This window comes from Staphylococcus sp. Marseille-Q5304 (assembly GCF_943737015.1).
Taxonomy (GTDB): Bacteria; Bacillota; Bacilli; order Staphylococcales; family Staphylococcaceae; genus Staphylococcus; species Staphylococcus hsinchuensis.
Map to the genome: position 1 here is coordinate 1,579,217 of NZ_CALSFP010000001.1, position 22,678 is coordinate 1,601,894.

Annotated in this window: 23 protein-coding genes, 1 tRNA gene and 1 other RNA gene; 7 read left to right on the forward strand and 18 right to left on the reverse strand. The window is 34.4% G+C overall.

Annotated features, from left to right (window positions below; translation table 11 throughout):
• Window positions 1-41: 41 nt before the first annotated feature.
• Both NGI30_RS07845 and NGI30_RS07850 read right to left on the reverse strand, forming a co-directional pair.
• Window positions 42-503: a 2-thiouracil desulfurase family protein gene (locus tag NGI30_RS07845; protein ID WP_251519250.1), complete on the reverse strand. Its 462-nt coding sequence runs from the start codon at window positions 501-503 to the stop codon at window positions 42-44.
• 116 nt (window positions 504-619) lie between these two features.
• Complete coding sequence (locus tag NGI30_RS07850; RefSeq protein ID WP_251519248.1) at window positions 620-877, reverse strand: hypothetical protein; 258 nt, start codon at window positions 875-877, stop codon at window positions 620-622.
• A gap of 259 nt (window positions 878-1,136) precedes the next feature.
• Between NGI30_RS07850 and NGI30_RS07855 the strand changes: the two genes are divergently transcribed.
• Window positions 1,137-2,444 (forward strand): TrkH family potassium uptake protein, encoded by a 1,308-nt coding sequence (locus NGI30_RS07855; protein WP_251943255.1) that lies wholly within the window; start codon window positions 1,137-1,139, stop codon window positions 2,442-2,444.
• 328 nt (window positions 2,445-2,772) lie between these two features.
• Window positions 2,773-2,997, forward strand: coding sequence for a hypothetical protein (locus NGI30_RS07860; RefSeq protein ID WP_251519246.1), 225 nt, complete (start codon window positions 2,773-2,775; stop codon window positions 2,995-2,997).
• Between the two features lie 576 nt (window positions 2,998-3,573).
• Here NGI30_RS07860 and ssrA read toward each other — a convergent pair.
• The 12 genes from ssrA to NGI30_RS07920 form a co-directional block, all read right to left on the reverse strand.
• Window positions 3,574-3,933: a transfer-messenger RNA gene (ssrA, locus tag NGI30_RS07865) on the reverse strand.
• A 112-nt stretch (window positions 3,934-4,045) separates the two neighbouring features.
• Window positions 4,046-4,516 (reverse strand): SsrA-binding protein SmpB, encoded by a 471-nt coding sequence (smpB, locus tag NGI30_RS07870; protein WP_251519245.1) that lies wholly within the window; start codon window positions 4,514-4,516, stop codon window positions 4,046-4,048.
• A 22-nt stretch (window positions 4,517-4,538) separates the two neighbouring features.
• Entirely contained in the window at window positions 4,539-6,914 is a 2,376-nt protein-coding gene (gene rnr / locus NGI30_RS07875; protein WP_251943257.1) for a ribonuclease R, read from the reverse strand.
• A gap of 35 nt (window positions 6,915-6,949) precedes the next feature.
• Entirely contained in the window at window positions 6,950-7,690 is a 741-nt protein-coding gene (locus NGI30_RS07880; RefSeq protein WP_251943259.1) for an alpha/beta hydrolase, read from the reverse strand.
• 108 nt (window positions 7,691-7,798) lie between these two features.
• Window positions 7,799-8,032: a preprotein translocase subunit SecG gene (secG, locus tag NGI30_RS07885; protein WP_251519242.1), complete on the reverse strand. Its 234-nt coding sequence runs from the start codon at window positions 8,030-8,032 to the stop codon at window positions 7,799-7,801.
• 68 nt (window positions 8,033-8,100) lie between these two features.
• Window positions 8,101-8,562 (reverse strand): hypothetical protein, encoded by a 462-nt coding sequence (locus tag NGI30_RS07890; RefSeq protein WP_251519241.1) that lies wholly within the window; start codon window positions 8,560-8,562, stop codon window positions 8,101-8,103.
• A gap of 197 nt (window positions 8,563-8,759) precedes the next feature.
• Complete coding sequence (gene eno / locus NGI30_RS07895) at window positions 8,760-10,064, reverse strand: surface-displayed alpha-enolase (protein ID WP_251519240.1); 1,305 nt, start codon at window positions 10,062-10,064, stop codon at window positions 8,760-8,762.
• A gap of 156 nt (window positions 10,065-10,220) precedes the next feature.
• On the reverse strand, window positions 10,221-11,738 hold the full coding sequence (gpmI, locus tag NGI30_RS07900) for a 2,3-bisphosphoglycerate-independent phosphoglycerate mutase (protein WP_251943261.1): 1,518 nt from the start codon (window positions 11,736-11,738) through the stop codon (window positions 10,221-10,223).
• A 1-nt stretch (window position 11,739) separates the two neighbouring features.
• Entirely contained in the window at window positions 11,740-12,501 is a 762-nt protein-coding gene (tpiA, locus tag NGI30_RS07905) for a triose-phosphate isomerase (RefSeq protein WP_251519238.1), read from the reverse strand.
• Between the two features lie 81 nt (window positions 12,502-12,582).
• Window positions 12,583-13,773 (reverse strand): phosphoglycerate kinase, encoded by a 1,191-nt coding sequence (locus NGI30_RS07910; protein WP_251519237.1) that lies wholly within the window; start codon window positions 13,771-13,773, stop codon window positions 12,583-12,585.
• A 135-nt stretch (window positions 13,774-13,908) separates the two neighbouring features.
• Window positions 13,909-14,916, reverse strand: a complete 1,008-nt coding sequence (gap, locus tag NGI30_RS07915; protein WP_251519236.1) for a type I glyceraldehyde-3-phosphate dehydrogenase — start codon at window positions 14,914-14,916, stop codon at window positions 13,909-13,911.
• A 40-nt stretch (window positions 14,917-14,956) separates the two neighbouring features.
• Window positions 14,957-15,985: a sugar-binding transcriptional regulator gene (locus tag NGI30_RS07920; RefSeq protein WP_251519235.1), complete on the reverse strand. Its 1,029-nt coding sequence runs from the start codon at window positions 15,983-15,985 to the stop codon at window positions 14,957-14,959.
• Window positions 15,986-16,360: 375 nt separating this feature from the next.
• On the opposite strand from NGI30_RS07920, the gene NGI30_RS07925 reads away from it, so the two are divergent.
• The gene (locus tag NGI30_RS07925; protein WP_251519234.1) at window positions 16,361-16,594 is read left to right on the forward strand and encodes a hypothetical protein; all 234 of its coding nucleotides are present in this window, start codon (window positions 16,361-16,363) and stop codon (window positions 16,592-16,594) included.
• 55 nt (window positions 16,595-16,649) lie between these two features.
• On the opposite strand, the gene NGI30_RS07930 is transcribed toward NGI30_RS07925, so the two are convergent.
• Window positions 16,650-17,492: a DUF4887 domain-containing protein gene (locus NGI30_RS07930; protein ID WP_251943263.1), complete on the reverse strand. Its 843-nt coding sequence runs from the start codon at window positions 17,490-17,492 to the stop codon at window positions 16,650-16,652.
• A 269-nt stretch (window positions 17,493-17,761) separates the two neighbouring features.
• Between NGI30_RS07930 and NGI30_RS07935 the strand changes: the two genes are divergently transcribed.
• The 3 genes from NGI30_RS07935 to NGI30_RS07945 all read left to right on the forward strand — a co-directional run bounded on the left by NGI30_RS07935 (window position 17,762) and on the right by NGI30_RS07945 (window position 19,503).
• Window positions 17,762-17,962 (forward strand): hypothetical protein, encoded by a 201-nt coding sequence (locus tag NGI30_RS07935; RefSeq protein ID WP_251519232.1) that lies wholly within the window; start codon window positions 17,762-17,764, stop codon window positions 17,960-17,962.
• A 420-nt stretch (window positions 17,963-18,382) separates the two neighbouring features.
• Window positions 18,383-19,282, forward strand: coding sequence for a TIGR01777 family oxidoreductase (locus NGI30_RS07940; protein ID WP_251519231.1), 900 nt, complete (start codon window positions 18,383-18,385; stop codon window positions 19,280-19,282).
• A 20-nt stretch (window positions 19,283-19,302) separates the two neighbouring features.
• Window positions 19,303-19,503 carry a hypothetical protein gene (locus NGI30_RS07945; protein ID WP_251519230.1) on the forward strand — a complete coding sequence of 67 codons (201 nt, stop codon included), beginning with the start codon at window positions 19,303-19,305 and terminating at the stop codon, window positions 19,501-19,503.
• A 56-nt stretch (window positions 19,504-19,559) separates the two neighbouring features.
• On the opposite strand, the gene clpP is transcribed toward NGI30_RS07945, so the two are convergent.
• Complete coding sequence (gene clpP, locus NGI30_RS07950; protein WP_251519229.1) at window positions 19,560-20,144, reverse strand: ATP-dependent Clp endopeptidase proteolytic subunit ClpP; 585 nt, start codon at window positions 20,142-20,144, stop codon at window positions 19,560-19,562.
• A 151-nt stretch (window positions 20,145-20,295) separates the two neighbouring features.
• On the opposite strand from clpP, the gene NGI30_RS07955 reads away from it, so the two are divergent.
• A tRNA-Arg gene (locus NGI30_RS07955) sits at window positions 20,296-20,367 on the forward strand.
• A 331-nt stretch (window positions 20,368-20,698) separates the two neighbouring features.
• Here NGI30_RS07955 and whiA read toward each other — a convergent pair.
• Together whiA and mgfK are read right to left on the reverse strand one after the other, a co-directional pair.
• Complete coding sequence (gene whiA, locus NGI30_RS07960; protein ID WP_251943266.1) at window positions 20,699-21,643, reverse strand: DNA-binding protein WhiA; 945 nt, start codon at window positions 21,641-21,643, stop codon at window positions 20,699-20,701.
• A gap of 41 nt (window positions 21,644-21,684) precedes the next feature.
• On the reverse strand, window positions 21,685-22,677 hold the full coding sequence (mgfK, locus tag NGI30_RS07965) for a gluconeogenesis morphogenetic factor MgfK (protein WP_251943268.1): 993 nt from the start codon (window positions 22,675-22,677) through the stop codon (window positions 21,685-21,687).
• Window position 22,678 lies beyond the last annotated feature (1 nt).

Sequence of the window (22,678 nt, forward strand, 5' to 3'; positions counted from 1 at the left end):
TTTGTAAAAAACACAATAATCAGAATAACTAAATTTTTAAATTATTCTACAAGTGTAGCTAAAAATTCTACTTCATCATAAACACGTATGTTGTATTCACTTAATAATGCTGATAATACGCCGGGGCCTGCTGTTTTCCCCCCATTAAATTGCCCATTATAAATCGTCCGTGTACCACATGAAGGGCTGTTCGATTTTAAAACTACCGTATCGCACTCAAATGACTGTATTATCTTTAACGTCTGCTTGGCACCTGTTTTAAATGCTTCAGTAACATCTCTACCTGTCACGGTCATCACTTTAGCCTCGTCGTTCCATACATCAAATCCGTCTCCACCTACGATTTCAGACGGTTCTCTTGGAACAGAAAGTCCTCCAAGCAACTCTGGACAAGCAGTAATCGCTTCTCCTTTATCTACGAGGTCTTTCAATCTTTGATCTAATTTATGACCTCCATCATATCGTACCGCTTCTCCTATCAGACAAGCACTAATCAATATCATATCATTTCACACCTTTAAAATAACTACACTTCAATTCCGTACTATTATCAAAGAGAAAACTTTAAAAAGCAATATCAATTGATGTATGTTTAATAATAAATCATTTATGTAAGATATTACGTCTTTCTCTTTTTAAAAAACACGACGGCCACGACAACGATAGCAATGACTTCTAAAATATCAAACGACTTCATTATTGAAGAAGTAACTGAGTGACCTGCCCAAAAAACTCTAATTAAAAATAACAGTATAGAATGCACAATCATAGCAATAATTGTATATTTTAATGATTTATCTAATATTAAATTAAAAATAATTATAAAAAGCACCACAGTCACTGTTAAAAGTAACATAACAATTTCTGCTAATGACATCGTTGGTCTCCTTACTTAAATAAATAGATTTCTACGTTCTCTTTTTATAATAATTTCATATTCTATCTACCTAAACAAGTGCATGCGAATATCTTTCTACGAGGGATTAACACTTTCAAACCCGAACCTTGTAATACATACTCTTTTTTGCACTTTCATTTTTAATTTTGGTAACAAAAAAATTTATATTAGTATATACTGGGTATTATGTTATTATCCTTTAAGAGGTTTTAAATTTTCAATGAATGGTGATTAAAAAATGAGCAAAGTAAATAAACCATTATATTTCTATCTACTCTTATTTCTATCAACGACGATAATAGGAGCATTGTTACTTTATTTACCGTACACCGGTAAAAAACCTATCAATTTTATTGATGCGTTATTTGTAGCTTCGAGTGCATTTACAGTGACTGGCTTATCTCCCGTTGACGTAGGAACCCAATTTAATCTCTTAGGTGAGCTTGTTATTCTCGCCCTGATTCAAATCGGTGGTTTAGGGATTGTAACGGTGACGATGTTGACACTCGTTATTTTAAATAGAAAGATCTCAATAAAAAACAGATTCTTAATTATGGTTACTTGGAATATCGATGAACCGGGTGGCATTATTAAATTAATTAAGCATCTCGCAATTTACAGTATAGTAAGTGAAACAATTGGTGCGCTATGTTTATGTTTAACATTTATTCCTAAATACGGCTTAGGAAAAGGCGTGTTTATTAGTATATTTACATCAATATCTGCGTTTAACAACGCTGGGTTTGCATTATTTAAAGACAATTTAATTCATTTTGCGAATGATCCAGTGGTCATAATTGTTGTTCCGTTGTTAATCATCATGGGCGGTCTCGGTCATTTTGTAATTATAGACTTATTATATTGTAGAAAGTTAAATAAACTATCATTGCATTCAAAGCTTGTACTATCGACAACATCGATTTTGATTGTTTCAGGTATGGTACTCTTTTTCTTACTTGAACAAGCGAATACTTTAAATCACATGGGTATTATTGAAAAGATAGGAAATGCATTCTTCCAATCTGTCACAACGCGTACAGCAGGATTTAACACTGTCGATATTGGTAGTATAACGACACCTACTGCCCTGTTATTCATGTTATTGATGTTTATCGGGGGCGCACCATTAAGTGCAGCTGGTGGTGTTAAAGTTACAACTTTCGCGATTATTGTCATATTTGTGCTAAACACTTTAAGAAAAGAACACAGTATTTCATTGTTCAATAAAGAAATATTCGATAAATATATTAAAATGTCTATTGTGATAATCAATATTTCTATCGCATTTATATTTTTCATGACTTTCATTATATCAATGATTAACCCGACGATTTCCTTTATTAAAATACTATTTGAAGTCGTTTCAGCCTTTGGTACAGTAGGATTGTCAATGAACTTAACACCGGAGTATCATGGAATAACTAAATTGTTAATCGTTATTGTGATGTTATGTGGTAAAGTCGGTTTACTCACGATTGCTAGAGCAATTATACCACCAAAAGAACCTAAAAATTATCACTTCCCTAAAGCGCACATACATTTATAACTCATATGTCGTCGCGCTAATCCATTGTTAAAGTATAAAATAAAAGTAGACACAAAGGCGAATCACCTTTGTGCCTACTTTTTTAATGATAAAAAACTCACAACCAATAAAATTGTGCGTCCATCAACCAAATTTTTAATTTTATGAAAGATATTAACGATTATTTTTCTAAAAAATAAATAAAATGCTTTTTAATTATATCAAAGGCCTTTGATATCGAAAGTTAAAATATTAACAAAAATTTTACTTTTATAATCATTTGTTTCACTTTATTATAAAATTACAATTGTTATACTATAATTACCAACCAAGGAAGGAGGTGTTTATTGTGGCTACAAATAATTCAAACAATAATAACAACAACAACAATAATAACAATAGTACAAATAATAACAACTCAAACAATCAAGAACGTACTGGTCAAGTAAAAGATCGTTCTCAAGTTAAAAACCCTCAAAACGATAGCTATGTTAAACGTGATACTGAAACTGGTGAATTCATGCAAGTAAAATCAGATTCAGAACCATTCAAAGGCGTTCGTAAAGAAGACTAATATGTGTGTGGAGCTACTCTATTGCCGTAGAGTGGCTTCTTTTTTGTTGAAAATAGTCTTTTTAGATAACACTAAACGTCACGTTTAACATAGCTTATTTAACATATATAAATATATTTTAAACCTAGAAACGATATTTTGCAAATTCACACAACTTACATACAATTGTGTAGATATCACACCTAGTTTTAACAAAAACTTAAATTTCATAAGTTAAGAGGCTAATATATTTCTCAACGCAAACTGTTAGCTATTATTTTAATTACATTAATATTGAGCATTTTTATGCCAATCGTTGGTTACATTTGCGATATACATATACTCAAATTTGGTTCATTCTTGATGAAAATAATAGATATATTACTCATTATAAGTTTACTGTTTATATGGGTAAAAAGATAAAAAGTAATGATTTTTAAATTAAATTGCCCCTTTACATATAAGAAATTGCTAAATAGTTGTAGCCATTATTCATGTTTGGATGATGGCTTTTTTTATAGGCTCTGTGGCAATATTAGGGCAAAACTGTGGCAACAAAAATGAAAAAGCCCACAACCATGCGGGTTGTAGGCTCAATAGTGGAGACGGCGGGATTTGAACCCGCGTCCAGAGGTCCTGATACAGATCTTTCTACGTGTGTAGTCTATCTGTAAGTTTCACATAGTGATAGGAGACAGACAACCAACACTATGCTAGTTTGATTAGTTCTCTTCTAAACAGACTTCAAACGGCAGTGTTTAGCGTATCCTACTAAGGTTGAATCGCGTTAACTGCACATAGGAGATGCAGTTAGGCGATGCAGTGGCTATTACGCAGCTACTGCTAAATTATCGTTTGATTTGTCAGTTAATTTTAACTGTGTGTGTTGATACGGAGACAACCCTCCGACACGCTTAATCAGCTCGGGGGACCCCTGTCGAATCCAAGAACGTCCCCTTAATAAAAATTAACAAGCATTCTCTTAGAAAAAATGCTTATATTAACTGACATTTTTTAGAAAGCATATTCAATATTACCAAAGATTAATATCTTTGGCAATATCTTTCGCTTAATAACGGGCTTTCATCTCTCTGTCCACATCGCGTTTGACTGCTTTTTCTTTCAATGCTTGACGTTTATCGTATTTCTTCTTACCTCTTGCAACGCCAAGTAATACTTTGCAGTTACCATGCTTTAAATATAGTTTTAAAGGAACAATAGAATAACCAATTTCTCTCGTACGGTCGCCAAGTTTTAATATTTCTTTTTTATGAAGTAATAGTTTTCTTGAACGACGTGGATCATGGTTGAACTGGTTACCTTCTTCGTACGGCGCAATGTGCATATTTTGAAGGAAGATTTCACCTTTTGATACTTGTGCGTAACTATCCTTTAAATTTGCGCTACCACGACGAATTGACTTAATTTCAGTTCCTTTCAACGCAATGCCCGCTTCAATCGTATCTTCTATGTTGAAATCATGTCTTGCTTTACGATTTTCAGCTAATGTTCCTGGTGATTTTTTCTTCTTTTTCGGCATTGAGTTTCACCTCTTTGTTGAGTTATTTTTTCTTTTTACGTGCTTTCTTTTTAACCTTTTTATCTTTATAAAATGGTTTATGGTTGGTATTACCTTTTTTATCTTTATTACGTTGGTTTTTACCCTTACGTTGTTTTGATTTCTTTTTACCTTTTCGATCGTCTTTAGACTTATCTAAAGCGTTGCCTCTTGTTTTAGTTTGAATTGTTTTTCCTCTTGCAGGTCTTTGACTGCCACGATCATTTTTCGGTAATGGCATACCTACAATTTGGAAATCAATCATACGCTCATCTACGTCTACATTAACGACTTTAATTTTTACTGGATCCCCAATACGGAATACTTTAGCTTGTCTTTCACCAATCATTGCCATTTGACGTTCATCAAAGTGGTAATAATCGTCAGTTAAGTTTGATACATGAACCATACCTTCAATTGTATTTGGTAATTCAACGAACATACCGAAGTTTGCCACTGAGCTGATAATACCTTCGTATTCTTCACCGATATGTTGTACCATGTATTCTGCTTTTTTCAGTTCATCCGTATCTCTTTCTGCATCAATCGCTCTACGTTCTCTTGTAGAAGTATGATCTGCAATTTCAGGTAACATTTCTTCCCATTTATTAAGGGTTTCATTATCCATGGATTGCTCAATGATATATTTACGGATTAATCTGTGTACGATTAAGTCAGGATATCTACGGATAGGTGATGTGAAATGAGTGTAGAACTCAGCTGATAAACCGAAATGACCTAAGTTTACATCGTCATAACGTGCTTGTTGCATTGAACGAAGCATCATAGTAGAAATCACCATTTGTTCTGGTTGACCTTCAACTTCTTGTTGAATTTTCTGTAATGTCGATGGATGAATGTCTTCACCTGTACCTTTGATCATTAAACCAAAGTTCGTAATAAAGTCGAAGAATTGACGTAATCTTTCTGATTTAGGTTGTTCGTGAACACGGTAAATAAATGGTACTTGTAAGTTGTCAAAGTGTTCAGCGATTGTTTCGTTGGCTGCAAGCATGAATGATTCAATTAGACGTTCACCTTCGCCACGCTGTCTTAATTCGACATCCGTTGGAATACCTTCATCGTTTACTAATACTTTAGCTTCACTAATATCAAAGTCAATTTCACCACGATGTCTTCTCATCGCAATTAAACGATTTGATAAATCTTGTGCTAAATCTAGCATAGGTGTAACGTCTGGATACTTTTGTCGTGTTGCTTCATTTTGATCAGTGATGATTTCGTTTACTTCATCATAAGTCATTCGATGATTAGAATGAATGACACTATCAAAGATGCTATGATTTATAACGTCACCACGCTGGTTAATTTCCATTTGACAACTTAATGTTAAACGGTCGACCTTCGGATTTAGTGAACAAATACCGTTACTTAAACGATGCGGTATCATAGGTATAACGCGATCAACTAAATACACACTCGTGGCACGTTCATACGCTTCTTGATCTAGTGGTGAATCTTCAGTCACATAATAGCTTACATCCGCGATGCTTACTGTTAATTGCGTATTACCATTATCTAGTTTCTTCACACTAATCGCATCATCTAAGTCTTTAGCATCTGCACCATCAATCGTAATTGTTAGTTCATCACGTAAATCTGTGCGTCCTTCAATTTGTTCTGGTTTAATTTCTTCAGGTACTGCTTGAGCATCTTCCAGTACTTTATCTGGGAAGTCAATTTCTATGCCATGTTGATAAATAATAGATAAAATATCTACACCTGGATCATTTTTATGACCAAGTATTGCTGACACATGACCTTCTGGATTATCAGTACCGTCCGCATATTTCGTTATTTGAACTAATACTTTATGTCCATCTACTGCACCTAAGTTTTGACCTTTAGGAACAAAAATATCTTGCATGATACGTTTATCATCCGGCAGAACGAAGCCGAAATGACGCGCCTCGCTATAAGTTCCTACAACCTGTGTCACAGAATGAGTTTCGATGGATTTGACTTCACCTTCAACTTTACCTTTATGTTCACCTTTAGATTTTTGTAATTCAACAAGAACAGTGTCCCCGTCCATTGCTCTGTTTATTTTAGTAGGTGGAATGAAAATATCTTCCATATCATCTTCTTCTGGACGTAAAAATGCAAAGCCTTTTTTGTTTTGGCTTAATTTACCTTTAATTAATTTAGATTGCTTTGATGATTTAGTTTCTTTGCGTTGATATCTATCTGTTTTTGTACGTTCAATCAAACCAGTTTGTTCTAATTCTACTAATATTTTAATTAATTCTCTAAATGAATCAGCACTACTTAAACCGAGCGCATCTTGAAAGTCTGACACTGACATCGGTTCATAATCAGGTTGTTTAATAATTTCTTCTATGGATTGTTTTAAATTCATTTTGTCCCCTCCTTTCTTATTTTCTATCTACTTTATTATTTGGACCAATCTAACGATTCTAAAAATTGGTATACATCTTCAAATACAGTTTCTTTTTCTTTATCAATTGTAATAACATGACCAGAGTTTGCATACCATTTTATATCTTTAATATCTGAATCACTTTCGTTGTATATAATGTTTGCTGAATCAGGATTAATCATATTATCCAATTCCCCTTGGACAACTAATAGTGGATCCATAACTTCATCTACTTGGGATCTAATATCTTTAATTTGGCTTTGCAACTCATGTAATGTAGAAGTAGGTTTAAAGGCAGCCATTTCTTGCTCAATTGTAGACTCATCTTTTCCTTCGTATTTCTTAAAGTTACACGCGTAGTCTAGTACACCTACAAACATTGCTCCTTCTGTTTTGATATACATAGGAGAACACATGGTTACAATACCCTTTACATCTCTATTTAAGCTTAATTTTAATGCATAACATCCACCTAATGATAATCCGGCCACGACAATTTCTTCATAACCTTGTTCTACGAGAAAATCATACCCATCAAGTGCATCTTTATACCATACATGTGGACTTGATTTTAAAATTTCTTCAGGTGGTTCCGCATGCCCTTCATAATGTGGAGCGTAAGAAGTATAGCCTTTTTTCTGGAGATATCTTCCTAACTGTCTGACATCTGAAGAATTCCCAGTAAAACCATGTAACAATAACACAGCTCGTGGTCCTTCTTCAAAAAAGAATGGTTTTGGTAATTTAATTTGCATCGTTATTCAATCCTTTCGCCTTACAACAACTGTACTTTTATGATAAATGGAAAACTATCTTTTGCTAAACTCACAAATAAAAAAGCCCGACTTTCGAATCGTCGGACCTTATAAACCAAAATAACTTATGCCTACCATTAACAAGAAGAATATAACTGCTAAAACGATCGTCAATCTATGCAAAAATAAATCGATGCCACGTTGTTTTTGTTTACCAAATAACTGCTCGGCACCACCACTTATCGCGCCTGATAATCCATTACTTTTACCTTCTTGGAGTAATACAACAGTTACTAATGCAATACAATCTAATATTAAAAGTATGATGATTAATGTATGCATAAAAATTGTCCTCCATTCATTATATACGAGTGGCATTATACCATACGTGAATTACATTTAGCAAATTACTACTTATTAAATGTACTTTTTCTTTTAATTGAAACAATTAACATATAAATTGCCATAATTATCGATAATAATAAAGCGATGCTCAATGGCAAGATATTCAGTGGCGACTTAACGTCACTAATCGCAACAAATAAAGAACTAATATTTACTAAGTTATACAAGACTTGTGCGACAAATACTGCAAACATGAACCACCATAAGTAAGTATGTTTATTCCATATAGCAATAATGCCGGCTAAATTCGCAAGTACGTACATCACACCTGTGAATTGTAAGTTATTTCTTATGAGGCCAATAGCGTTGTCAGTAGGTTTCTGTCCACTATTAGATAACATTTGTTTAACGACATGATCGTCTATTACTACAAATACATGAATCGCATATAATATTGCAATCGCAAGTGAAGTATATGCTAACAAATGCGCCGTTTTCGTAACTCTTGACTTAGTCTGTTCGTCCATATAAGTAAAAAATCCCTTCTATAAATTACAATTCTAATTATATCAGTTCCAATAGGAAATATGAACAATTAAGGTTGATCATTCAGTGTTGAACTTAAAGATACTTTTAAAATAAAAAGCCAGCCAACATCGAAAGACATTGGCTGACGTTACATTAACACTTAAATGTTAGCGTGAACTCATGATTTAAGTTGTTATTATTTAGATAAATTGTAGAATGATTTTAATCCTTCAAATTTACCTGTTTCGTATAATTCATCTTCAATACGTAATAATTGATTGTATTTAGCAATACGATCTGTTCTTGATAATGAACCTGTTTTGATTTGGCCAGCGTTTGTGGCAACTGCGATATCAGCAATTGTAGTATCTTCTGTTTCACCTGAACGGTGTGATACAACTGCAGTGTAGCCAGCTTTTTTAGCCATTTCAATAGCTTCAAATGTTTCTGTAAGTGTACCGATTTGGTTAACTTTGATTAAGATTGAATTACCGATGCCATTTTCAATACCTTTAGATAAGATGGCAGTGTTTGTTACGAATAGGTCGTCACCTACTAATTGTACACGGTCACCGATACGGTCAGTTAATACTTTCCAACCGTCCCAGTCGTTTTCATCCATACCGTCTTCAATTGAAATGATTGGGTATTTGTTTACAAGTTCTTCTAAGTAGTCGACTTGTTGTTCCGCAGTTAATTTAGAACCATTGTCTCCTTCGAATTTAGCGTAGTTATAAACGCCGTCTTCGAAGAATTCTGAAGAAGCACAGTCAAATCCTAAGAATACATCTTTACCTGGTTCTAATCCTACAGCTTTAATTGCTTCTAAAATTGTTTCAACAGCATCTTCTGTACCTTCAAATTTAGGTGCGAAACCACCTTCGTCACCTACTGCTGTTTCTAAACCACGATTTTTAAGGATTGATTTTAAGTTGTGGAAGATTTCTGCTCCCCAACGTAATGATTCACTGAATGATTCAGCACCTACTGGTAAGATCATAAATTCTTGGAATGCAATTGGAGCATCTGAGTGTGAACCACCATTTACAATGTTCATCATTGGAACTGGAAGTTCAGTACCATTGAATCCACCTAAATATTTGTAAAGTGGTTGGCCTAATAAGTCAGCTGCTGCGCGAGCTACTGCGATTGACACACCAAGGATTGCATTTGCACCTAATTTACCTTTGTTTTCAGTACCGTCTAATTGAATCATCATTTTATCGATTGATACTTGTTCTAATACTGAAAATTCACCTTCAACAATTTCTGGTGCGATGATTTCGTTAACATTGTCAACTGCTTTAGTAACACCTTTACCTAAATAACGTGACTTATCACCATCACGTAATTCAACGGCTTCGTGTTCACCAGTTGAGGCACCTGATGGTACTAATGCACGACCAAATGCGCCACTTTCTGTTAATACTTCTACTTCAACTGTTGGGTTACCACGAGAGTCTAAGACTTCGCGTGCGTAAACATCTGTAATAATTGGCATGTTTAAAATCTCCTTTTTAAATGAGTAGTTTAGAAATATGAAATTTCATTTTCATTATAGCCTTTACAACTATAAATACAAAATATTTCACTTATGTTTTGTAGCAATGAAAAGCTTTTATATAAGCCCTCCATTGCTTTGTTTTAAAGAAAGTTATTAATCATTAATTAATGATTCACCTGTCATATCATCAGGTTGATTAACGTTTAATAAGTCTAATAATGTTGGTGCTAAATCACCAAGACGACCTGTTTCACGTAACGTTACGCCTTCTTTAGTAACGATAACTGGAACAGGATTTGTAGTGTGCGTTGTCATTGGCTCATCATCATCTGTTAATACCATGTCTGAGTTACCATGATCAGCTGTAATTACTGCATGACCGCCCATGTCGATGATTTTATCCACGACTTCGCCTAGACATTCATCAACGGCTTCAATTGCTTTTACCGTTGGTTCTAATTTACCACTATGACCTACCATATCTGGATTAGCAAAGTTTAATAAGATTAAATCTAAGTCACCTTTGTCTAATTCTTCTAATAGTGCGTCTTTCACTTCGTAAGCACTCATTTCTGGTTTAAGATCATACGTAGCAACTTTCGGTGAATCAATTAAACGGCGACGTTCTCCTTCGAATTCGTCGTTACGTCCACCACTCATAAAGTAAGTCACATGAGGGAATTTTTCTGTTTCTGCAATACGTAATTGTTTTAAACCTTCATTTTGTGCTACTTCACCGATTGTATTTTTTAAGTCAACTTTTTCAAAGACAACTTCAGCATCGATGTTATCGTTATACTTTGTAAATGTTGTATAGAATAAGTCATTTACGCGTTCTACTTTAAATCCATCAAATGCTTTATCTGTGAAGATCTCTGAAAGTTGTGCCGCGCGGTCAGGACGGAAGTTATAGAAGATGACTGAATCACCATCATTCACACCATTATTTTGACCTTCTACGATAAATGGTTCAACGAATTCGTCAGTAACATCTTTGTCGTAACTAGCTTCGATTCCGGCTTTAGCAGATTCAAATGTTTCTCCACCGAAATTACGAATCGCGTTGTATGCTTTTTCTTCACGATCCCAACGTTTGTCACGATCCATTGCATAATAACGACCTGAAACAGAGGCAAATTGACCTACGCCAATTTCTTTAAATTTCTCTTCTGTTTTTTCTACGTATTTCAATGCTGATTTTTGATCAACATCACGGCCATCTAAGAATGCATGCACATAAACTTTGTCGATGCCTTGTTTTTTAGCTAATTTTAAAATAGCAAATAAGTGTTCATAATGACTGTGTACTCCGCCATCTGATAATAAACCGAATACATGTAAAGCTGAATCGTTATCTTTAACGTGATCCATCGCTTTATTCAACACTTCGTTATCGTAGAAACCTTCATCTTCAATCGCTTTATTGATACGTGTAAGACTTTGATAAACAACACGCCCTGCACCGATGTTCATATGACCTACTTCAGAGTTACCCATTTGGCCTTCTGGAAGTCCAACATCTAAGCCGCTTGCTTCGATTTGAGTTGTTGGATATTTACTATAATAACGATCAAAGTTAGGTTTGTTCGCTTGTTTCACAGCGTTACCATGTTCACTGTCTCTATTTGCGAAACCATCTAAAATGATTAAAGCAGTAGGTTGTTTTGCCATATTACTTAGCACCTTCTAACAATTGAACGAAATCATCTACTTTAAGTGATGCGCCACCAACAAGTGCGCCGTCAATGTCTGATTGAGCCATGTATTCATTGATGTTATGAGGTTTAACACTACCACCATATTGAATACGTGTAGCTTGAGCCACATCATCATTTGCTAAATCAGCAATTGTTTGTCTTACATGTCCGCACATTTCGTTTGCATCTTGTGCGTTAGATGATTTACCAGTACCGATAGCCCAAACAGGTTCATACGCGATGACAACTTGTTTTAGTTGTTCTTCTGATAAACCTTCAACAGCTTTCTTAACTTGATTGCCAACAACTTCGTTAGCTTTACCACTTTCGCGTTCTTCGTCTGTTTCACCTACACAAATAATAGGTGTCATGTCATGGTTGAATACAGCGTGTGCTTTCTTGTTAATTTCTTCATCTGTTTCGTGGAAAATATCACGACGTTCAGAGTGTCCAATAACTACATATTTAACACCTAAATCTGCTAATGCAACTGGAGATGTTTCACCAGTAAATGCACCATTATCTTCATAAAATGCATTTTGAGCACCTATTTGTAGGCCTTCAGCTTTACCGTCATTTACTAAAGTAACAAGTGCATCTAATTGAATAGTTGGTGCACAAATTACTGATTCTACTTCTTTAGTATCTGGTAATACTGGTAATTCATTAATAAAATCTTTCGCTTCTTGAACTGTTTTATTCATTTTCCAGTTACCTGCAATAATTGGTTTTCTCATTATATTACACTCCTATTTATTAGTTTTATATATTCATAAACGAATGATACATATCATTTTTAATATACGTTCGTGTGTAAATTATTTATCTGAAATAGCTTGTACGCCTGGTAATGTTTTACCTTCTAGATATTCTAATGAAGCACCGCCACCAGTTGAAATGTGGCTAAAGTCATCAGCATACCCTAGAGAGATTGCTGCTGCTGCAGAATCGCCGCCACCGATAATTGTGTTAGCGTCTTTTAATTCAGCGATGGCTTCACAAACACCAATTGTTCCTTTTGCAAAGTTGCTGAATTCGAATACACCCATAGGTCCATTCCAGACTACTGTGTGAGCACCTTGAAGTTGTTCTTTGAATAGTTCAACTGTCTTCGGACCAACGTCCATCGCTTCTTGGTCTTCTGGGATTTCATCTACAGATACTTCAGTGATTTCAGCATCATTTGAAAATTCTTTCGCTACTTTACAATCAACTGGTAATACGATTTGATCGCCATGTTGATCTAGTAATTCTTTTGCGAAATCAATTTTATCTTCTTCTAATAGTGATTGGCCAATTTCTTTACCTTGCGCTTTAAAGAATGTGTATGACATGCCTCCACCAATTAATACTTTATCCGCAATTTTTAATAAGTTAGTAATTACGCCGATTTTGTCTGAAACCTTAGCTCCACCAAGTATAGCTACTACTGGTTTTTCAGGATTCTCAACAACACCGCCGATATACTTAATTTCTTTTTCCATTAAGAATCCAGCTACTGTTTCTAAATTAGATGCGATACCTACGTTTGAAGCATGTTCACGGTGAGCTGTTCCGAATGCGTCATTTACAAATACATCTCCAAGAGACGCCCAGTATTTACCTAGTTCAGGATCATTTTTAGATTCTTTTTTACCATCTAGGTCTTCAAAACGTGTATTTTCTACTAATAACACGTCACCTTCATTTAATTCCTTTACTGCTTGCTCAAGTTGTTCGCCACGTGTTTCAGGAACAAATTTAACCTCTTGACCTAATTTGTCAGTAAGTTCTTGAGCTACAGGTTTTAATGTTAATGATTCTTTATCGCTTTCTTCTTTAACTTTACCTAAATGTGAGAATAAAACGACTTTCCCGCCATTTTCAATTAAATGTTTAATTGTAGGCAAAGCTTGAACGATACGGTTATCATCAGTGATTTCTCCGTCTTTCATTGGAACATTGAAATCCGCACGAACAAGAACAGTTTTACCTTTAACTTCTATGTCAGATACAATTTTTTTAGCCATCTAAATTTCCTCCTCTTAATGGAACAATAAAGTAAAATAAGCGGAGAAGCGTTTGTGCTCCCCGCTTACTCCTAAGCTTTTAGTTAAATTTAACACAGCACAATGAGCTTGTTAAATTAATATTTTAATTCAATCTTATTTAGATTGTGATGCTAAGTGATCTAAAGTACGTACTAATTGTGAAGTATATGACATTTCGTTGTCATACCAAGCTGCAACTTTAACTAATTGGCGATCTCCAACTGTCATAACACGTGTTTGAGTAGCGTCAAATAATGAACCGTAAGTCATACCAATTACATCTGATGAAACGATTTCGTCTTCAGTGTAACCGAATGATTCAGTTGAAGCGTTTTTCATTGCTTTGTTTACGTCTTCGATTGTAACGTCTTTTTCTAATACAACAGTTAATTCAGTTAATGAACCAGTTGCAACAGGTACACGTTGCGCACCGCCATCTAATTTACCATCGATTTCAGGGATTACTAAGCCGATTGCTTTAGCAGCACCTGTTGAGTTAGGGATGATGTTTTCTGCTGCAGCACGCGCACGACGTTTGTCGCCTTTACGGTGAGGTGAATCTTGTGTACTTTGGTCACCAGTGTATGCGTGGATTGTTGTCATGAAGCCTTCAACTAAACCAAAGTCATCATTTAATACTTTAGCTACTGGAGCTAATGAATTAGTTGTACATGAAGCACCTGAAACAACTGTTTCTGAACCGTCTAATTGGTCATGGTTTGTGTTATATACGATTGTTTTTAAGTCACCTTTAGCTGGTGCTGAGATTAATACTTTTTTAGCACCTGCTTCGATGTGAGCTTCTGCTTTTTCTTTTTCAGTGAATAAACCAGTACATTCAAGTACTACATCGATGTCTAAGTCTTTCCAAGGTAATTTGCTTGGATCTGGTTCTGAGAATGATTTGATTTCTGAACCATTTACGCGGAAACCATCTGATTCTACTTCAACTTCTCCTGTGAAGCGTCCTTGCATAGTGTCATATTTTAATAGATGCGCTAACATTTCGTCGTCAGTTAAATCGTTAACTGCTACTACGTCGATGCCGTCAACTTTTTGAATTCTTCTGAATGCTAAACGACCGATTCTACCAAAACCATTAATTGCTACTTTTACTGCCATAGATAATGGCCTCCTTTATAATGATATTTAAAAAGTGAAATCACTTTTTATTACTATGATTTACGATAATATTTGCCGCACCTTCATCAGTGATTAACACTGTATTTTTAGGAGCTATTGAAAGATAAGCTTTTATTGCTTCTCCTTTTGACTTACCCCCTGCAACGGCAAAAATAAACTTCTTTGATTCAAGGTCTTCTAATTGAAGTCCAATTGTTCTTGCTTTATGAACAATATTTCCTTGATCATCAAAATAATATCCGAATGCTTCGCCTGAAGCTTTATGATGTTGAAGTTTTTCGATGACTTCGATTGACGATTGACGTCTACGTGCCATCTTCAGCGCATCACCAATTCCATGAACTGTAATATCGGATTCTTTAATCTTACTGAGCGTTTGAATCACAGAAGGTTCCAACATTAACGTATTATAAGTTGATTCATTTACATTATCCGGAACGTATAATGTTGTATAATCGCCACCTGTTTGTTGTGCCATACTTGCGGCAATTGTATTTGCTTGGTAAATCACATTCTCGCCAAGACCACCACGTGCTGGGACGAAAAATACACTATAGGGTTGCCGATGCATAGCATCGCTTAAATATGCCATTGTTGAGCCACCAGTCACTGCAACAACTGCATCTTCGTGTAACACCTCTTCAACGAGCTGTCCACCTTGCGTCGATAGTTCAACTTTAACTGTTTTATCAGAATCAGAATCACCTGGCACAATAAATACATCTTGAATGTTAAATTGCTCTTTAATTGATTGAGCGAGATGATGTTCATCAGAATAACTATTAAAGTAACTTTGCAATTGTCGAATAGTGGATTCACCTTTATCTGTGATTTCCATACCAGTTGGTTTAACCTTTATGAGTGATTGTTCCTTTAACACATCTGTTTCAGAACGTAACACACGCTCAGTTAAATCCATATACTCACTTAAACTTCGTCTCCCCACTGGTTGATATTTTGAGATAGTAGTGAGAATTGAAAAACGTCGATACATTTTTTCAACGAGTTCTGGAACTAGATTCTGTTGAATTTTTATCAAGTCTTTCACTACTATCCTCCTCCTTGTGTAAATAAAGGGTCAAGTTTCAACCACGGATTGACTAATATTGTCCCTGGTGGGACAAAAAAATATAACCTCTACAGTTGCAATCCTACTACTATCGTTATAGAAATGCAAGAGAAAAACTTGCTACAATTTTTTTACCAATACATACTCAGTTTACTTTGTAACTATATTTCATACATTACCCTTTAATTTGAAATTTAATCATAGATGTTTAAAGCCTGATTTAGAGGAAAAGATTATATATAAGAAATTTTAAAACTTAGTCGTATTAATTTTTATATTAAAATAAAAAATTAACGATTACAAAATCTATAAAACATAAACTCAAACGCCTTGTAATTAGAAGGAGGATAGACTATGACTAAAAAAGATGAACCTACTGTAATAGATCCTAATGATCCATCTTATAAAGGATCAGATCACTTTGAAGATGAGAGACATACGTCAGAGCAATTTAGCGAAATGAATGGCACTGGTTTTAGAATAATGGGTTGCGGTCCATTTGGATGTTTTGGCGGTTGTTTAACTAGTATTATACTTTCAATATTACTCACTATTTTATTAAACTTTTTATTCAATCTCCCATTTTAACGTATTAAAAAACTGGCACGTCAGGATGATTTACATTCTGACTGCCAGTTATTTTTTAGTCCTCGTCACTTTGTTCAGAGGATTGTGAACTACTATTTGAGCTAGAATCACTACTTGATGATGGCTCATCACTATTTTGTGATGAGCTTTGGCCACTATTTTGGTTAGATTGTTGTTTGCTTGATTGTTGTTTACTTGATGACTGTTCAGATGATCTTGGTTGTTGCGAAGAAGACTGACTAGTTGATTGTTTAGTTTTTTTTTCCTCTGTCGAAGCTTGTTGTTTCGCACTATTGCCTTCTTGGGATGATTGTTGTTTTGAGTCATCTTCAGCTGTTTTTTCTTTTGTTGAAGGTTCCTGCGTTGAGCGCTCTGTTGTAGAACGTTGCTCTGTTGATTTTTGTTGTGTAGATGGTTTTTCTGAAGTGCGTTTTTCTTGTGTTTTTTCTTCAGTGGATTTTTCTTGTGTACGCTCTTGTGTTGATTTTTCTTGTGTTGATTTTTCTTCTGTCGTACGTTTTTCACGTGTTGATGGCTCTTGAGTACTACGTTTTTCAGAAGTTTGTTCTTTTGTTGGTTTCTGCTCTGTTGATTTTTCTACTGTTTTACTTGGTTGTTGTTTCTGTTGTGTTTGTTGTGTTTGTTTAGATGAGTCATTATCTTTTTTGTCTTTATCTTTGTCTTTATCTTTGTCTTTATCCTCATCCTTTTTATCGTCTTTTTTCTTATCTTTATCTTTGTTCTCTTCTTGCTTTTGTTCGTTTAAGCGTTCTTTAGCCTTATTAGAATGATCAACGAATGCAAATACTGCAAACACTAAACCACTGATCAATAATAAAACGATAACGCCACTAACAATTTTAGCAAAAGAACTCATTCCACCATTTCGGTTCGACATATGCTCCCCTCACTTCATTTCAATAAATTTATTTCTCAAGTGACATTGTTTCAAAATAACAAAAATATATTCTACACGAATTTTTTTAAACTGCAACAACTTTTAATCTATTATTTTTTAGCCATTAACATGTTACCATGAGTATGTCGCTAATAAAATAGCTACTTCCCTTTTAACTGTTTCAGAAGTACTCAAACCCTGAACAGTATTATTTCTTAAAATAAACACATTTTACACTTTATTAACTATTACAGGAAGTGACCCTTTTAATGACTAATAATAACTACAATCCGCATGATATCTTCAATGAAACAGATAATCACAAGCAAAAAGGATTACGACGTATGATGTCGGAAAACGATGATTATGAATCTCAACCAAAATCGAAGAAACAAATAGTTATTTTATTATTAATAATAGTTACACTTATAATTACTGCTTTAGTTATATCTCAGATCTTTATTCACTAATCTATAACTAACGTTAGTATAAAGAGAAATGGACGACTATGCAAAAAATACACTATTTTTTGAAGTAACATCTAACTCTTCGTAACCACCTTCAGCAATACCCCTTACTTACTCAACTTTCATTTGTAACTTACAAAAGCCTGAAACGTTGTAACGTCTCAGGCTCATTACTAAAGGGAGTTAGATATTTACCTTCGTAAGTATATTATGGGTATACTGAAATAATTAAGAGATGATTAATTTCTATCGAAGGTACTTTAATTATAAATCTATATAACCTCAAATAAAATAGATTTCAACGCAACTTAATGACATATTGATGACTAATTTTTGAACACTATATGTCATTTGCGTATTAAATAAATTGTAGCTACTCACTAACATTCGTATAATAGAATACATAGCGAAGAGGTGATCTATTTGAAAAATTATTTAATTACAGGCGGCACTGGTATGATCGGTTCAGAGTTAATCAATGCCATTGTCCATAGTGAAGCCCATATCACTGTATTAACGAGACAGAATATTCAAACGTCACAATCACAAATAACATATATCAATTGGTCACAGCCAAATTGGGAATCACAAGTTCCAAGTGACATCGACTTTGTAATCAATCTCGCAGGTGCTAGTTTAAATCAACGATGGACACAATCGTATAAACAAGAAATTATGTTAAGTCGACTGAAAGCTACACAAGCTTTATACGACTTATTTAAAGACCGCACACATAAGCCGTCAGTGTTCTTTAATGCGAGTGCTGTCGGGTATTACCCGCCTGATTTATATCGTACCTATACTGAACTAGATCAAACGTTACCTTTTGATTTCTTATCTGAAGTGGTCTATCAATGGGAACGTAAAGCTCGACAGTTTGAGACTTTAGGTACACGCGTCATCATTGGACGATTTGGTATGGTACTCTCAAATCAAGACGGTGCATTACCATTAATGAAACTACCTTATGAATTAAATGTCGGTGGTAAGGTTGGTTCAGGTAGGCAATGGTACTCATGGATTCACATTGATGATGTAGTTCGAGCTATTCTTTTCACAATTAATTCCGATAAAGCTCAGGGTGTATTTAATTTCACAGCGCCTATCATCGAACGTCAAAATATGTTCGGCTATACGATTGCACGTGTGACAGAGCGTCCACATTATACTTGGGTGCCCGCACCATTTCTTAGATTACTACTCGGTGAAATGTCGACAGTCGTATTAGATACTCAAAAAGTAATCCCTAACAAACTTCAAGCGATCAATTTCGAATTTAAATATTCAAACTTAAAATCAGCGTTAGAATCAATATTAAAATAACTAGACAAAAGAGGTGCTAAATGATGAAATATGATGCACTCACGCACATATTATTATTAATTGTAGGCTTGTTACTACTTGCAAATGGTATATTGTCTTTTGATAAAACGATTGCGATGAGCATTGTTTCTATAATCTTCATTATAGTTGGATTAATCATCGTAGCCTTTGGAGGAAAGTTAATTTACGATAATAAATTTTCCAATAGTAAAAGTAAATAAAACGACAATATAAAAAACCTGAGACAATGTATGTCTCAGGCTTTTTATTTCACAAATTATGCTTCAGGTTCCATAACATGGTCTACTAAGCCGTATTCTTTTGCTTCTTCAGCAGATAAGAAGTTGTCACGGTCTGTATCTTTTTCAATTTTTTCTATTGATTGACCTGTACGTTCTGCTAAAATTTTGTTTAATTTAGCACGTGTTTTTAAGATGTGGTTAGCAGCAATTTCGATTTCTGTTGCTTGTCCTTGTGCGCCACCTAATGGTTGGTGAATCATTACTTCAGCATTTGGTAATGCAAAACGTTTACCTTTCGCACCTGCTGAAAGTAGGAATGATCCCATAGACGCTGCCATGCCGATACAAATTGTTTGTACATCTGGTTTGATGTGTTGGATTGTATCGTAAATAGCGAAACCAGCAGTTACGCTACCACCTGGTGAATTTATATAAAGATAAATATCTTTTTCAGCATCTTGAGCTTGTAAGAATAATAATTGTGATACAATTGAGTTTGCTACGTTATCATCAATTTGTGAACCTAACATGATGATACGGTCTTTTAATAAACGTGAGTAAATATCATAAGCACGTTCCCCACGGTTTGTTGTTTCAATTACTGTAGGTATTAAATTCATTATTACTGCCTCCTTAATTCTAACTGATAAATACATTTTAACCTAAAAGTCAAATATGGTCAAAAAATATAACTCCCAGATTTAAAAGTTTTTTATATTTCCATTGACCGACAAAATGATCATTTGTACACTATTACTAATGTCCTTTTATCCCCTCGTAGTGTAATGGATAACACATAAGATTCCGGTTCTTAGAATAGGGGTTCGATTCCCTTCGAGGGGGGTTTTTTATGATAATTTGACTTTATGACTAAATCACAAAATAAGAAATGATTAATATGATGATTGAAATAGCAGTTGTAATGGTGAAAACCGGTGATATGTTGTTGATTAATTTTTTATATTCACTGTCTGGCGCATTTTGCTTTTTGAGGTCAACACATTTTTTCATTACATACAGTGCTTCAATTAATGAAACAATTAATACAACTAATAGTAAAATAAGCATTCATCATGATCCTTTCATCTTGGGAATAAATATGTAAAAAAAGACGGTACGTTTTAACTCAACGTACCGTCTTTACTCTTTCACAATTATTACATTATTGTCAAACTTATAATTCAATAGTTTCACCACTGCGGAGTTTATCTGCCATTTCGTTTAACTTTCTTAAACGATGGTTTACCCCAGATTTCGAAATCTTTCCGGTAGACATCATTTCACCTAACTCTTTTAATGAAACGTCTTGATGTTCAACTCTTAACTTCGCAATTTCTCTCAATCTATCAGGTAAGTTATCTAAACCAATTTCTTGATCAATCAGTAAAATGCTTTCAACTTGTTTCATAGCAGCACTTACTGTTTTGTTTAAGTTTGCAGTTTCGCAATTAACTAAACGATTAACTGAATTTCTCATATCACGAACAATACGCACGTCTTCAAATTTCAATAACGCTTGATAACCACCGATTAAACTTAAGAAATCAGAAATTTTTTCAGCTTCTTTTAAATAGGCAATACTGCCCTTCTTACGTTCTAAATGTTTAGCATTCAATCCATAACTATTCATCAATTGCGTTAAACCTTCTGAATGATCTTCATATAATGAGAAAATCTCTAAATGATACGAAGATGTTTCAGGGTTGTTGACTGAACCACCTGCTAAAAAAGCACCTCGTAGATAACTTCGTCTCATTTCATCATCTTGAATCATCGCTTCATCAATCTCATGCGTGAATATACCATTCTTTAAAATGCCTAAATCATTTAGTATTTCACGTGCGCGAGCTTTTATGCGACAGATATAAATATTGTTCTTTTTTAATTTCATTTTCTTTCTTACAAGTAGTTCAACTTCAACTTTAAATACCTTTTTAATTAATGAATAAATTCTACGTGCTGTCGTGGCATTTTCAGTTTGAACATTAATGATAAATTGTTGGTTGGATAAACTGAGTGCACCATTCATTCGGATAAGTGCACTGAGCTCTGCTTTAGCATTGATTTCATCTACTTCGATTCTCGTCAGCTCATTTTTCATATCAGACGCAAAGCTCATCGTATCATCAGGCCCTTCTTTACTAAGCTGAGTGCTTAGATTTATTCATCTGTATTTCTCTTGAATTGGATTGTTGATGTTTCTCTTAACGCAATTTCATAAATCATCTTCGCCAACACTTCGGTATTATGTCTTACATAATTTTCCGATGAAATTTCAATTAAATCTGGATGTGTAAAAACCTTAATACCAAGTCGTTTCATAGCTTCTGAATCGTTTTTAACAGGTGCAGCATTATCTTTTTTATAACGTTCAAGTACATCGTTATTATATGTTTGTGAACCACAAAGTGCATAATCAATACATTTTTCACCAATTTGATTATGAATTGCGTTGACGTGATCTAATACAGTATAGCCATTTGTTTCACCTGGTTGTGTCATAACATTAGACACATACAATTTAGGGGCATCACATTTTAATAATGCTTCTGAAATACCTTTGACACAAAGATTTGAAATCACACTTGTATATAATGAGCCTGGCCCCATAACTATGAGGTCGGCATTTTCTAAAGCCTGTACGGCTTCTTCCATAGGTTCAACATCTTCGGGTTCTAAAAAGACATTTTTTATACGTTTATTTCGTTTAGGAATTTCAGACTCTCCATAAACGACCTCACCATCTTCCATGACAGCATTTAAACGTACACTCGCGTTTGTAGATGGTATGACGCGTCCTTTAATGTTAAGTATTTCGCTTAGCTCTTTCACCGCATGACCAAAGTCATCAGTAATATTTGTCAGAGCCGCAATTAATAAATTTCCTAATGAATGCCCTTCAATTTGATTTTCTTTAAAGCGATATTGGAATAATTGTTCCAATGTCGATTCAGTTTCACTTAATGCAGAAATTACATTTCGTATATCCCCTGGTGCTGGTATATCCATTTCATTTCTTATCTTACCTGTACTACCACCATCGTCTGAAACAGTTACAATCGTCGTAATATCAATTTGATAATCCTTTAAACCTCTTGCTAAAACGGATAAACCTGTACCTCCACCGATGAGGACAAGTTTGATTCTTCTCATA